The organism is Bacillus sp. BP-3 (assembly GCF_028401955.1).
Taxonomy (GTDB): domain Bacteria; phylum Bacillota; class Bacilli; order Bacillales; family Bacillaceae_G; genus Bacillus_A.
This window is the reverse complement of record NZ_JAQOTJ010000037.1, coordinates 1-13475: the sequence shown is the minus strand read 5'-3', so window position 1 is coordinate 13475 and position 13475 is coordinate 1. Positions and strand designations below refer to the sequence as shown.

Here is a 13475-nt window from a genome sequence, read left to right as displayed (position 1 = left end):
AAAATACCTCATATCTGATTCTCCTATATCCTGTTTTCTAGAGTGTAGCTTCATGTAGGAAACTTTGCAACAGAACCAACAAATTTTTCTTTTCCATACCAATCACACACCTTTTTAGAGTAATAGTATCAGTATGTCCAAGTTCTATAGATTTTTCGCACCAGAACCCAAAAACGCCATCCTTTCCTATGATTCTACAGAAAGAATAGCGTATTTTTTCATTTTAGGGGGTATTTTGTTTTGTTATCTTGATAGCGATGTGATGTGACCCCAAAATGGTTAACTTGATTCCCGCTCACTTCATCACCGACATTCAACGTAAAGTTAAGGTTAAACGTCTCCAATAAAAATTTTGCGTAATCAGTCTAACTGTTTATCAGTTCAGAAACTTTGCAATAGAACCTAACATGTCAATATGAATAGTTTCAACCATAGCTGCAAATAATTGTTATGTATAAAAAAAGAATGAGGGAATTCAAATGAAACGTATGCTATGGAGGCGTTCATATAACGAACCAGATTGTAAAAAACAGACAGAAAGAGAAGAATTATTCAATAATGATAAGGATTCTTCTCTTTCTTCCGATTTAAGTGAAAATTTACAACAAATCAAGAAAATACTAGGTGATAGCTCTGATGTGATTATCCGTGACTTTGAAATCAATCGTGGGCAGATAAAGGTTGCGGTGGTTTATCTGGATAGTCTCGTTGACAAAAGGGCGGCTACAGATTTTATCAATCATTCTTTGATGACCGAAGGGAATCAAGGAATAGTTAATAAAGAGGATGTTTTTTCATTTATTAAAAATAACGCTTTGACAGTTCAAAAACTAAAAGTCATTAGCCATTGGAATGATTTGATATTCTCTCTCTTATCTGGTGATACAGTTATTTTGATAAATGGCTGGACAGAGGTCATTAGCGGACAGACAGGAGGGAGAGAAATGAGGGCAATTACAGAGTCCACAACGCAGGTGTCGATTCGTGGTCCTAAAGATAGTTTTAATGAATCTATTTGGACAAATATATCTCTCATTCGCTCCCGGATTGCCAGCTCAAATCTATGGCTAGAGACCATGAGAATAGGTCAAGAGACACAAACAAATGTTGCGATTATGTACATAAAAAAAACTGTTAATGATCAGCTTTTACAGGAAGTCAAAAGACGTTTGAATGAGATTAATACTGACAGAATTTTGGATTCTGGTTATATTGAACACTTGATTGAAGATCATACATTCAGTCCTTTTCCAACCGTTTACAATACGGAAAGACCAGACGGTGCAGCTGGGAATTTATTAGAAGGGCGCATTGCTATACTTGTTGATGGTTCTCCCTTTGTCTTGATTGTTCCAACTTTGTTTGTACAGTTTTTCCAAGCCCCTGATGATTATATTTATCGTTATGATATTTCTAGTTTCTTAAGGATATTACGGTATATTAGTTTTGTTATTTCACTATTAGCCCCTTCGGTTTATATTGCAGCAATTACGTTTCATCAGGAGATGATTCCAAGTACGCTTTTGATTAGTATAGCAGCCTCTAGGGAAGGGGTTCCACTTCCCGCGTTTGTGGAAGCGTTTCTTATGGAGGCTACTTTTGAACTACTACGTGAGGCAGGAATTCGGATGCCGCGGGCAGTAGGACAAGCTGTATCAATTGTAGGCGCTCTCGTATTGGGGCAGGCTGCTGTTCAAGCGGGTCTCGTATCCCCGCAGATGGTCATCGTTGTCGCTATTACGGGAATAGCCAGCTTTTCCATTCCTTCTTATGACCTTGCAGCTTCAGCACGCCTAATTCGTTTTCTTTTGATGGCATTAGCTGCAACGTTTGGGTTTTACGGGCTCGTGTTAGGAACGATTATCATCATTGCCCATTTGAATAGTTTGAAGTCTTTCGGCATACCTTACTTAACTCCCTTTTCTCCATTTGTACTTAATGGTCAGAAGGATGCAATGTTTCGGTTCCCTTTAAAGTTTCTTTTAACGCAGCGTCACTCGAAAAGTGTGAAAAACATGACTTCTGAACTGATTGAGAAGGAGAATAAAGAATGAAAGCAACTCGTTTCATCATCGTTCTCGTATTGTGTAGCACATTGTTGGCAGGCTGTTGGAACAGTAGGGAGTTGTCTAAATTAGCTATCGTTTCCGCAATTGGAATTGATAAATCTACTAAAAAAAATGAATATCGTGTTTCATTTCAAATTGTTAATCCGAGTGTAAGCACAGATGCAATAACAGGTGGTGGTGGAAGGGCTAAGGGTATACTTGTTGTTACAGGAACAGGCTCTACTCTCTTTGAAGCTATTCGCAAAACGTCACGTAAGGTGCCGCGACAAATGTTTTTTGCTCATATTAGACTTGTTGTCATTGGCGAGGAACTTGCAAAAGTGGGAATTAGCGAGCTGTTTGATTTGTTTGAAAGATCTCGTGAAGCTCGATTGACTGCAAATATTCTCATCTCTCGAGGGTCTACGGCAGAATCTGTAATTAGTATGATAACGCCGTTGGAAGGAATTTCAGGATATAGCACTGCGGATAAATTAGAATCAACAGAAAAGATATGGTCTGAAAATGTAAAAACAGAAATGGATGATGTAATTAGAGCGTTAGTCAGTTCAGGAAATCAACCAACTATTAGTGGGGTTCACATTATAGGGGATTCCAAAAAGGGAAAAAAGAAATCTAATATAGAACAATCTCAACCTTTAGCCTTAATTGAAATAAAGGGAATTGCTGTTTTTAAGGATGGGAAATTACAGCAATGGCTAGATAACAATGATGCACGTGGATTCATGTTAATGAAAGATAAAATAAATAGTACGGTTTTTAGATTAAATTGTAAGAAAAGAAAAGACGGAATTGCGATTGAAACTACTGGATCAAAAACAAGTGTGAAAACAACTTTACAGAAAGGACAGCCAGTTATTCACATTCATATTCGAGAAGAAGGAAATGTGGCAGAAATGAAATGTGGTACCGACTTAAGTAAACCTGAAGAAATTTCGAAATTGGAAAAAGAATGGGTAAAAGAAATCAAGAAAGAAGTCATATCTACAGTAAAAATTGCACAGCAATTGAAAAGCGATATCTTTGGCTTTGGAGAAGTAGTGAATCGAGAAAATCCAAAGGCATGGGAGAAAATGAAAAAGAACTGGAGTAATAGATTTTCTAGTGTGCAAGTAAAAGTGGATGTAGAGGCATTTATCCGTAGACCAGGTATGCGTACGAAGCCATATATACTAGATGAACAGAAGAAGAAAGAGTGAGCAAGGGGACTGAAGCTATGGAAAAGACTAAAATCACCAGTTTACAGTTATTCGCAATGGTTATGTTATTTGAACTAGGAAGCGCTCTTGTCGTTGGATTAGGGATGGATGCTAAGAAAGATGCTTGGTTAGCCATCTTTCTTGGGTGGGCTGGGGGTATGATCGTATTTGGGGTCTACGGCTTTCTGTTTCGCCAATACCCCACTCTTCCTTTAACTGGCTATCTAAAAAAAATTTTAGGAAAGTATTTAGGCTCCCTTTTGGGGTTAGTATATATATTGTATTTTATTTATATCGCTTCACGTGTACTGCGAGATTTTGGTGAACTATTAACAGGATCTGCTTATGATGAGACACCTTTATTCGTTATTAATAGCTTAATGATTGTAACAATGGTGTATGTTTTGCGTAAAGGCATTGAGGTTCTAGCTAGAACAGGGGTGTTGTTTTTTTTTCTATTATTTATGCTAGGAGTTTTAGGTAATACTCTTATACTTATATCAGGATTAGTGGATTTTAACCACTTGCTACCGATACTCGAAAATGGATGGAAGCCCGTATTAAAAGCGGCGTTCCCTCTTACATTCACTTTTCCCTTTGGGGAAATGATCACTTTTACAATGCTGTTTCCTTATTTAAATAAACCGCAACAAGCTATGAAAATTGGGTATGCTGCGATAACGTTAAGCGCTATTTCCTTAATTTTTACAATTATTGTTAATATTGCCGTTTTAGGCGTAGATATTGCAAGTAGGGCCACATTTCCTTTACTAATTACAATTGGAAAAGTTGATATTGTTAATTTTTTACAGCGACTCGATATCATTGTTATTTTAACCTTAATTATTGGTGGATTCTTCAAAATATCGATCTTTTTTTATGCTGCAGTAATTGGAATGAGGGACATATTTAAGATAAAAAATCATAACAAACTCATATTTCCCATCGGGATGATTATCCTATTTTCTTCGGTACAGATAGCAAATAACTTCACAGAGCACATAGTCGAAGGACTAAAAGTGGTACCAATTTATTTGCACCTTCCCTTACAAACAGGGATTCCCTTGCTGCTTCTTGCAATTTCCTGGCTCCGAAAACGATTGAACTCCTAAAGACCTTTCAAAAAAATTATAAGTGATTAGGAAGGGGTATAGATAGGTATGAAATTATGGTGGATTCTTCTTTTTGTTTATCTTTTAAATATGATCATGAATGTCTCAATGGATTTGCTGACAGGCATGAATTTGAATCAATCCTTACAAACCCTTTTGCATCCTTTTGGCGTAACAATCGGTTCAGAAGTAGTAATTACATTTATCTTAATTTGTATTTGGATCATTGATGAATTTGTTTTTTATATTCAGGAACGTAAGCAAATGAAAAATAAGTAAACAAGCATTGAAAGAGGCGAAGTATATTATGCAGAATGTAAAAATTACTGGTAAGCAGTTATTCTCTTTAATTGTCTTATTTGAATTAGGTACGGCTATTGTAGTTCCATTAGGTTTGGTCGCCAAACAAGATGCTTGGATTACCGTTATTATTGGTTTAATGGGGGGAGTTGTCTTATTTTTCTTTTATGGACTACTTTCTCATCTATATCCAGGCCTTCCATTAACAAGCTACACAAAACAGATTTTTGGAAAATATATAGGTTCTTTCATAAGTTTATTCTACATTTTGTTTTTTATTTATGGAGCAGCAAGAGACTTACGAGATGGCGGAGAATTTTTACAAACCGCTATGTATGATCAAACGCCATTGTTTGCACTTAATGCTATAATGTTGCTAACTATCGCTTACGTTTTATACAAAGGTTTAGATGTATTAGCAAGAACAGGTGAAATTTACTTCTTTATAATGATCATTTTAGGTGTCATAGGAATTCTTCTTATCCTATTTTCTGGTCTTATTGAAATAAAGAATATACAGCCCATTCTCGGAGAAGGGTGGCTTCCGATTTTAACAGCTGCATATCCCAGGATGGTTATGTTTCCTTTCGGTGAAACGATTTGCTTTACGATGATTCTTTCTAGTCTGGACAAACCTCAACTTGGAATAAAGATGGGGATATCAGCTATGATATTTAGCGGTATCATTTTATGTCTAATCACTCTAATTGAAATAACTGTTTTAGGTGCAGATATTGCTGCTAGAACAACATTCCCTTTGTTAACTACGATTAGCAAAGTGAATATCGCTGATTTTCTACAGCGTTTGGATATTATTGTGGTTTTAGCTTTAATTATGGGAGACTTTTTCAAAGTAGCCATCTTTTTTTATGCAGCAGTGATTGGTGCAACAGATTTATTCAATTTGAAGAACAATAAAGGCCTTGTTTTATCTATTGGCATCATGATTTTCATCTCTTCGATGATAATTGCAAGCAACTTTTCACAGCACCTTGTACAAGGGGATTTTTCTCTAAGGTCTATTTTCATCCTTTTTTCCTTGCTTCTTCCTTTCCTTCTCTTAGTAGTTGCTTTTATTCGAAAAAAATTTAATTTGCGTCATTCTTCTCCAAATCCTCCTGTGTGAGAAGAGAAATGCTTATTTTGTTTTTTTAAAATGAGAGACGACAGGGTTTATAGCTAAGATAAATAATAAAGCGAATAAGAGAATATATTCTGATATAGACATCATTTTAAAATAGCTTGTTATATTTTTTAGTCGAAATTCTATACCTGAAAATATGATTATTGTTATATCTAGTGCTATGCTTAATAAAAACAATAATAAAAAAAGAAGAACCATTTTCACTTTAAATATCACCATGATTTCCCTAATAATTAAAATGATTATCTCAATTTCATTTTGTTAGTTTATAAATGCAGAGTTTAAGATTCCGGTGATGAAAATTTCGTGCTATAGGTTGATGTTATTAGTATCATCTATTTCGAACGTATGATTTATGCATTCTAAAATATGTAAGTTACATTAAGGTGAATAGGATGTTTTTGCTCAAATCCTCGAAATGGGGGAATTAGCTTATATTATTTAGACGTTGTACCCAGTGTCAAAAAGTACACTTTATGACATAGCTGAAAATCTAGAATTTTTCATTTCAAAAATACTACTTATACTCATTTGAAATATGTCAATTAAACTGTATATGTTTTGACATGTGAATTTTTAAAAGAAGTTAAAACCCTTTACTTATAAGGAATTTGTTAATGTTTCTTGCTATTCCCCCATTTCGAGGGGATGGGCAAAAACACCCATTATAGTCTTGTTTTAAAGATACCCTATTTTGAATCAGAACCTTTCTGTTTACTAATAAAAAGTCTAACTTCTTCAGCAACTATAGTTGGGAATTGCATCCAAACATATGCATGGACAGAATCTTTGATTAATTTAATTTCAAATGTATTTAATAGTTTTGTAAAAGCTTTAAAACTGTTTCTAACCTTTTCATTAGCCCATTCTTCCTTACTAGGTAAAAATAAAATAGGACATTCTACGTTTTCATAATATTCTTCAAATTTAACATCCCAGTATTTTTGAATATATTCATTTCTAACATAGTTTTGATAATGGCTTGTAAAATGTCCATCTTCCGTCTCTTGTATCGTACTTTTTAGAAAAGTAGAAAAATGTTCATTCCAAAGTCCTTGTTTTACAAAAGATGTTTTATGTTCTTCTATGTATTCATAAGGTGTATTAAATAATGGAAGTTTTCTTTCAGATAATTGAAGCTGCATTTTTTTCTTTTCTTTCTCAATTTCGTCCTCACTACCGTTAAACAACCCATGTTCTCCAAATTCATTATAAAGTGCACCTTCACAAACTAATGATAATACTAATCCTGGATAAGACACAGCAAGACTCAAGCCAACTTCTGCACCTAATGAACTACCTACAACATGACATTCTTTAATATCTAATTCTTGAAGTAAAAGATATATATCATGTGCCATGTCATCAATATGATATCCAGTCTCTGGTTTATCTGATTTTCCGTGTCCACGAAAGTCAGGGGTAATAATTCTAAAATCCTTTTCAAATATAGGTAAAACACCATCCCACATGTTCAATGTTCCCCCACTAAAATGAAGAAATAAAACAGCAGGCTTTTTCTTTATTGAATACTTAACATTAATACCTATGGAATTCTTAAGTTTAATAACCTTCTCTATCACGCGAATTCTCTCCTCAAAGTTTATTGTAATCAATAATGTTCCTAATTTTGGTAATTTATTTTTTTCGATATATTTTATAGTAAAAAGTTTTAACTTTAAATTTTTATACATTTTATGATTATTTATAAATTTAAAACAATTTCCTTACATGCCCAAGCGTCTACCTCTACTTTAAATACAGGATCTGCTAATGCCACCACATAAATCATAGTAGTACAAGGAAGATGTTCACCTAGAAAATCTCCAATAATTTTTCTTCTCTTATCTGCATTAAAATCACCTACTAAATAAAATACCATCTTTGTTAAATCTTCTACGTTCATATTAGCAGCTTCAAGATTTCTTCTAATATTATCTAGAGCTAATTGTAATTGCTCCAATGGATCATCTAGAATCGTTCCATCTATTTTCATACCTACTTGACCTGATAATACGAGCCATTTATTTGGATCTGTTACCTCTATTTGATGTACATATGGTGCTACTGGTTTATGTACTGTTTCTGGATTTCGGGATTTTTTCGACTAAAATCGCCCCTTTACTTAATTTTTAAAATAATATAAATTATTATATCAGTTTTCTAAATATTGTGTTAACCTGTCTCGTTAGGGTTGTGGTACAAAAACACTTCACTAGAAACATAGAACGGTAATATCCTGTTAACGGAGAGTTTAAACAGCTCATCTAAACAATTTAAGAATGAATTCAGCTTCATTTCGGGCAAACTTCACCCTTTGGTGAAGTTGCCCTTTTCTCATCATATGCATAGCTTCGACGCCGCTTAAAATGAAAGTAGCTGTACGAAGAGATTTCAGTCCTAACATAGAACGAACTCGTTCCTTGATAAAACGATGATCTTGTTCCACGATATTATTAAGATATTTCACTTGCCTTATTTGGATGCCCACAGGCATCTTTTTTTCATTCTTCAACTCTTCAATTGCTTCAGGATAGGCGGGATTCTTATCAATAGTTATCACACGAGGTTGTGAAACAAGAGACACAAAGACCGCAAAGCTTTCTTGAAGAAGCGCTTTGCGGTCTTTTCATGTTTCTAAACCTCGTGTGATTACCGTCGATAAAAATCCAGCTTATCCAATCGCTATTGAAAAACTGAAGGAAGTAAAAAAGATGCCTGTGGGCATCCAAATGAGACAAATCAAATATCTAAATAACATTGTAGAACAAGATCATCATTTTATTAAGAAGCGCGTGCGTTCTATGTTAGGGTTCAAATCGTACCAAACGGCCGTGTCTATCTTACGTGGTATAGAAGCGATGTACATGATCAAAAAAGAACAAATTGATATACAGAATCAGTCTGTCCAAAATCAGAATTGCTTTATCCATCAACTGTTTGGATTAACAGCATAAAGAAAGATTTCGATAGGAATGTGAACTTTTTTACAATTTATTATTTTTTTGCACCAGAACCTTTTTTCGTCCAACAATACAACCGCATGTCGAAGTACATCTGCTTCCCATGAATAATCCAGATACTTTTTTCGAAACTCATTCACAATATCAAGGTGTATTTTATCCCCTCTAAACTGAAATAACTTTTCATACGCCATCTTGATTACACCTCTATTCATTTCCTTCTACTAACCTTACGAGTGTCACAACTAATTCATTTGTGGCATCTATATATTCTTGAAGTTTATTTTCCTGCCTTTCTAAAGTGATAGAAACATTACTAATTGCTTCATCGAATTTATCTTCTTTATTTCTTCGATATTCTTGTTCAAAATGTTTTACAATCAAATCATTTATATACTCAGAACGAGTAAAACGCCTTCCCAATTTCTCAGAAATTTGTTTACACCTTTTATCTATTTCTTTTACATGGTAAGGATCAGCCTTTCTAATATGAAGTTCCATTATTGCACCTCAATCTCAGAAAAAAGTTTGCTATCCTCAGGACAATTGTTAATCCATTCTTTAAAATGCTCGTCACATAAATTCAAATCAATCCCAGGAGCGACTTCAATTTTCGTTATCTCTTTAACAATTCTCTTCTCTATATCAGTTTAGGATTTGTCACAGAGAATCATTGATTCCACCTACCTTATTGTTCAAATTTATTAAGTTGCTTTATTGCATTCCAATTTCTATGAATAACCTTTATTGCCTTTTCTTCTGACGTGAAATCCCCTAACCCTACATACGTTTTGCTTTCATAAATAGTAATTTCATCTTCTTGATAAATCTCTTCTCCTACTTCTAATTCCCTACATAAAAGAAACTTAGCAAGCCCTAAATGTTGGATTAAATAATTTGCTGGTTTAACCTTTAGATTTTCAAATTCTTCTATAGGTGGTGCTATTACTTTCACAAAAATCGACCTCCTTTATTACCATAACTTCCAAAACTCTGCACTAATCACAGAACACTAAACCCCTTTCCAGGAACTAAACCTAAAGATTAAAAAAGGGCATAAGGACAATGTGATTGCGCCCGCAGGCTCCAAATCCACCGTACCCAGGATTTCCAAACATATGACAACTGCAACCACATCCGTTACCTCCATGGTTGCTAAAGCCATTTCCGACTTGATTGCCATGTCCATAAAAAAATGGGTAACCTCCGTATCCGAACATAATTTATCAGCTCCTTGCTAGTAATAGAAGCTGTTATTTCCACTACTTATTATTGTTTTTCGTGTATGGATCAAAAAAGAAGTAATTCTTGCTTTACCCCTATAGGTAAGAATAGATGTGTGTAAGGGACTGAAAAACAAAGACTCTTTTGCCTTTTTGACAATAGATCTTTTGTATCGTTTAAACCATCAACCATATGTGAAGTTTTTACTAGATAGCTTTAATGATCTAGGTTTTGAAGAATATCTCTAATTCTTTCTTGGACATTTTGGGGTTGAAATACATCTGTCTGATTAGGTTGTGGTATCAGTAATGGAGTCTGCTGGTTTTGTGATGTATTTTGTTGAGCTTGTTGTTGTATCAGTATTTGTTGAATTTGTTGCATCTGTTGTTGAGTGACCTGGTCAAATTGTTGTGTCTGTATATTCGTTTCTAAGTCTTGTGCACTTCCCAATCCACACAGACGGACACACACTTGTTGTTGTTGAATGAGCTTAAAGATCAAAACTACTTCAGCCTTCTCGATAATCTTCTTAAAATTCCCGTTTTCATCAACTTCCCTGTAAAGATCAAGATCGTTTACAAGGCTAAATAATAATTTGCATTCAATAGGTTCATTGTAAAATTCATAAGTAACCCCGCCGGATTTATAACGGTCTGCTCCATGGCCATCTTTATCTATGAAGATTCGTTCATTGGTCGCAGTCGATTTATGGCTAAAAAATCCCTCAGGGTTTCTTCGAACTCGGAATGTTTGATTACAGCTAAAAGGCACATCAACAGAGTAGTCGCGCAGATATCCATTACAGTCTTCGACATATTGAATATTTTTATGGATTACTCCAGAAACAAACACCTTTACCTCAAAAAAAAATCCGAATGAGGGAATAGCCGATGAGATGGCTTTACATTGAGTAAGAGAAACATTTCTTCGCATATTTTTAATTTCCTTTGCAGCAGTTGGTAATGTGATTTCTGATTCAACGAGTGCTTGTAATTCTGCATCTGTTAGGACTACTGGAATAAAGGCGTTTCCACCAGGAAATGAGGCACTGTTACAATCAACCCGAATGGTTTTAGCTGTATCACATTGATATTGGGGATGTTTATTGGGGTAATAACTTTCGTTGTTTTCTATCATACTAGTTCCTCCTTAAATTTTGATAGGCAATACAAAAAATAAAGAACACCCGTTCAACAACTGCTTAAATATAAAGTTATTGAACACATTTAATGTATAAGCGTATAAAAACATATAAATTTAATTGTCGAATTTTGCTTAACATATGTTTTCATATACAAGCTTTTTTAGGGGTGCCAAAGTTTCTATAGAGAATTGGCCCTGAAATATGATTCTTGTCGACAAAAAACTCTACCAAATTATAATCATTTAAAGTTAGGGGAGGTTGACGATCCAATGGTGCTCCGGCGCCGCCAGATAAAACAAAGTCGGTACCTATTCCCAAAGTAAAAGCCCCATCGCTGTTTTTTCTGATAAATTGTTCATCGTAGGCGTGTACATGGCTGACAAGCACTTTTTTAACATGGTGCCCCTGAACTAAGTCAAAAAATCTTTGACTTTCGGGAGTGTTCACAGGAAATCCCTCAAGACCTTGCCATCGGCCGATGTCCGGTTGTGCATGCATCGCTAAAATAGTATTACGGGGATTATCTTCTAAATTCTTCTCTAAAAGATTTAACTCTTCATCAGTAAAACCATATTTTTTTTCTTTAGGGCTGATAATATTGTTCACGGCAATGCCAAGGAAGTTGACTTTAGGGATATCAATCACCCAATGCACCTTTCCGATAGTTGCTCTGAAATTTTCAAGGTTGCTCTCTACACGGAGTAATTCATCATGGTTGCCAACGCACAAAAATACTGGGATGTTTGGAGCAATTTTTTTCACCACTTTGACAAAGTGCTCCAAGAAAGCTAGCTCACCGGTAAAAACGGTATCCCCGCCGTGGATAATAAACAGCGGATCTAATTCTACGGCTTTTTCCAATACGAGTTCAAAATGGCCGTTCATCGTAAAACAATTATCGTTATTCCCGTTTCCCCTACTGTCTCCTAAAAATACAAAATTAAAGTGATTGTGTTTTAATTTGTCAATTCTCCGTTCCAATAGCTTTTCGGAACGTTCATGGAGCGTCATAGACACCATTATCCCTCCGTATTATTTTAAATAGCAAACAAGCTATACTAAATTTTATGAAAAAGACTTCTAAATGGATTGGACGAGTTAATCTTTATTTTAAAGCTGTATTTATATACTTTTTACTTGTTGTGCAAATAGTTTCAACTTTGCTTTAGCAAATCACCCCACTTTTGAGGGGTTGCAACAACATAGATTAAAATCTCTGTATAATTGCGCTCTGTTCATTTCATCAGAGATATGAGTGAAAGAATGAAGCTTGTAATTGTTTCACTAACAGGTGCTTGAGTCAGGCTACATCAGTAGTTTTTTTATGAATTTTAGAAGAACAAAACGAAAGTAACATAATACATAAAAAGTTACATTTATTTAATTGAAAATATCATTCTGACGTCACCATCCCCTGCTCTCGTTTTAGAAGCGGACTTTTGACCAGATGACCAACTAAGCCAAAGATATTCCTCAAAAGAGGGGGTGAAAATGAAAAGATTTTATTCCACCACGATTTCTTTTCTTCTTGCGCTGCTGCGATTTGAAGAATTTGTTGTTTTACTTCCTTGGATTCTCTAATCGATTCCATGAGTTTCCGATTTCGTTCTTCGAGTTTGATATTTATATAATCTTGTTGTTCTTGCTGTTTTTTTCTACATCAGCAACATGCTTTCCCAGTTCCGCAATCTCTTCTTTTTGATCAGCAATTACTTGCATGGTCTTTGGCAAAGTGTTGTTTAGCGAATCTATCACTGTGGATTTGAAAAAATGTTGAACTGTTTATAAAAAAGTCGCACCGTTTTGAAAAAAAGTTTAACCGTTTAGGGGTACCGCCACATCGCTATCAAGCTAAGCTCATACAACGTCAATTATAGTAAAGGTTGTTTCTTTTTTCTAAAGGCTACGTGTAGAGAATTTAAAGATTTGCATACGAAATAAACCCTAATGGGTTTCATTTTTAAAATTTAAGCCGCTTGATTATCAGACATGGTACAATTGTAAACGACACCTAATATATCAAAGACTGTTTTCTTCTTATACCTATGAGATTTTCGCCCGTTTTGCTGTAGGAGGTTGAACAGGCGAATTAGAATCTTTGATAGCTCTTGGGTGTCTTTCTGTATAGCTTGGAAAAGAAGAAAAAAATAGTCTTTAATCATATAAATAGCTTTATATTCACTCAATTCTTGTTTCTTTTTCATAAGAAGTAATTTCGGCATTTGAAACATAATAGAGGAACAGAGTAGAATGGCAATCAGTTGCCCATACAAATGGCATTCCAATCGTTCTTGTTTTATCTTTTTACAATGATGAATGC

13 protein-coding genes and 4 pseudogenes are annotated in these 13475 nt (G+C 34.7%); 6 read left to right on the top strand and 11 right to left on the bottom strand.

What is annotated here, in order from left to right; genetic code table 11:
• Window positions 1-269: 269 nt before the first annotated feature.
• Window positions 270-365, bottom strand: a pseudogene (locus PLX19_RS25475) (ArsI/CadI family heavy metal resistance metalloenzyme); the annotation flags it as partial.
• Window positions 366-479: 114 nt separating this feature from the next.
• Here PLX19_RS25475 and PLX19_RS25470 point away from each other — a divergent pair.
• Genes PLX19_RS25470 through PLX19_RS25450 form a run of 5 tightly spaced genes read left to right on the top strand, consistent with a single transcriptional unit; the run spans window position 480 to window position 5806 of the window.
• The gene (locus PLX19_RS25470; RefSeq protein WP_272191724.1) at window positions 480-2054 is read left to right on the top strand and encodes a spore germination protein; all 1575 of its coding nucleotides are present in this window, start codon (window positions 480-482) and stop codon (window positions 2052-2054) included.
• Window positions 2051-3268 carry a Ger(x)C family spore germination protein gene (locus tag PLX19_RS25465; protein WP_272191723.1) on the top strand — a complete coding sequence of 406 codons (1218 nt, stop codon included), beginning with the start codon at window positions 2051-2053 and terminating at the stop codon, window positions 3266-3268. The genes PLX19_RS25470 and PLX19_RS25465 overlap by 4 nt, the downstream gene beginning before the upstream one ends.
• Before the next feature lie 17 nt (window positions 3269-3285).
• A complete protein-coding gene (locus tag PLX19_RS25460) occupies window positions 3286-4380 on the top strand; it encodes a GerAB/ArcD/ProY family transporter (RefSeq protein WP_272191721.1) in 1095 nt (364 codons plus the stop codon).
• A 48-nt stretch (window positions 4381-4428) separates the two neighbouring features.
• A complete protein-coding gene (locus tag PLX19_RS25455; protein ID WP_272191720.1) occupies window positions 4429-4659 on the top strand; it encodes a hypothetical protein in 231 nt (76 codons plus the stop codon).
• A gap of 28 nt (window positions 4660-4687) precedes the next feature.
• Window positions 4688-5806 (top strand): GerAB/ArcD/ProY family transporter, encoded by a 1119-nt coding sequence (locus PLX19_RS25450; RefSeq protein ID WP_272191719.1) that lies wholly within the window; start codon window positions 4688-4690, stop codon window positions 5804-5806.
• Window positions 5807-6513: 707 nt separating this feature from the next.
• Here the strand turns inward: PLX19_RS25450 and PLX19_RS25445 are convergent.
• The 3 genes and pseudogenes from PLX19_RS25445 to PLX19_RS25435 all read right to left on the bottom strand — a co-directional run bounded on the left by PLX19_RS25445 (window position 6514) and on the right by PLX19_RS25435 (window position 8387).
• Entirely contained in the window at window positions 6514-7407 is an 894-nt protein-coding gene (locus PLX19_RS25445) for an alpha/beta fold hydrolase (RefSeq protein ID WP_272191717.1), read from the bottom strand.
• Between the two features lie 122 nt (window positions 7408-7529).
• Window positions 7530-7928, bottom strand: a pseudogene (locus tag PLX19_RS25440) (RidA family protein); the annotation flags it as partial.
• A 159-nt stretch (window positions 7929-8087) separates the two neighbouring features.
• Window positions 8088-8387, bottom strand: a complete 300-nt coding sequence (locus tag PLX19_RS25435) for a DDE-type integrase/transposase/recombinase (RefSeq protein WP_442869104.1) — start codon at window positions 8385-8387, stop codon at window positions 8088-8090.
• A gap of 21 nt (window positions 8388-8408) precedes the next feature.
• Between PLX19_RS25435 and PLX19_RS25430 the strand changes: the two are divergent.
• Window positions 8409-8781, top strand: a pseudogene (locus PLX19_RS25430) (DDE-type integrase/transposase/recombinase); the annotation flags it as partial.
• 213 nt (window positions 8782-8994) lie between these two features.
• Here the strand turns inward: PLX19_RS25430 and PLX19_RS25425 are convergent.
• The 7 genes and pseudogenes from PLX19_RS25425 to PLX19_RS25395 all read right to left on the bottom strand — a co-directional run.
• Window positions 8995-9288, bottom strand: a complete 294-nt coding sequence (locus PLX19_RS25425; protein WP_272191716.1) for a hypothetical protein — start codon at window positions 9286-9288, stop codon at window positions 8995-8997.
• Window positions 9289-9475: 187 nt separating this feature from the next.
• On the bottom strand, window positions 9476-9742 hold the full coding sequence (locus PLX19_RS25420) for a hypothetical protein (protein ID WP_272191715.1): 267 nt from the start codon (window positions 9740-9742) through the stop codon (window positions 9476-9478).
• 82 nt (window positions 9743-9824) lie between these two features.
• On the bottom strand, window positions 9825-10007 hold the full coding sequence (locus tag PLX19_RS25415; RefSeq protein ID WP_272191714.1) for a hypothetical protein: 183 nt from the start codon (window positions 10005-10007) through the stop codon (window positions 9825-9827).
• Between the two features lie 220 nt (window positions 10008-10227).
• Entirely contained in the window at window positions 10228-11148 is a 921-nt protein-coding gene (locus PLX19_RS25410) for a CsxC family protein (protein WP_272191712.1), read from the bottom strand.
• 151 nt (window positions 11149-11299) lie between these two features.
• Window positions 11300-12175: a metallophosphoesterase family protein gene (locus PLX19_RS25405; RefSeq protein ID WP_272191710.1), complete on the bottom strand. Its 876-nt coding sequence runs from the start codon at window positions 12173-12175 to the stop codon at window positions 11300-11302.
• Window positions 12176-12548: 373 nt separating this feature from the next.
• Window positions 12549-12776 carry a DUF3967 domain-containing protein gene (locus PLX19_RS25400; RefSeq protein ID WP_272191725.1) on the bottom strand — a complete coding sequence of 76 codons (228 nt, stop codon included), beginning with the start codon at window positions 12774-12776 and terminating at the stop codon, window positions 12549-12551.
• A gap of 346 nt (window positions 12777-13122) precedes the next feature.
• Window positions 13123-13475: pseudogene (locus tag PLX19_RS25395) on the bottom strand (IS4 family transposase); the annotation flags it as partial.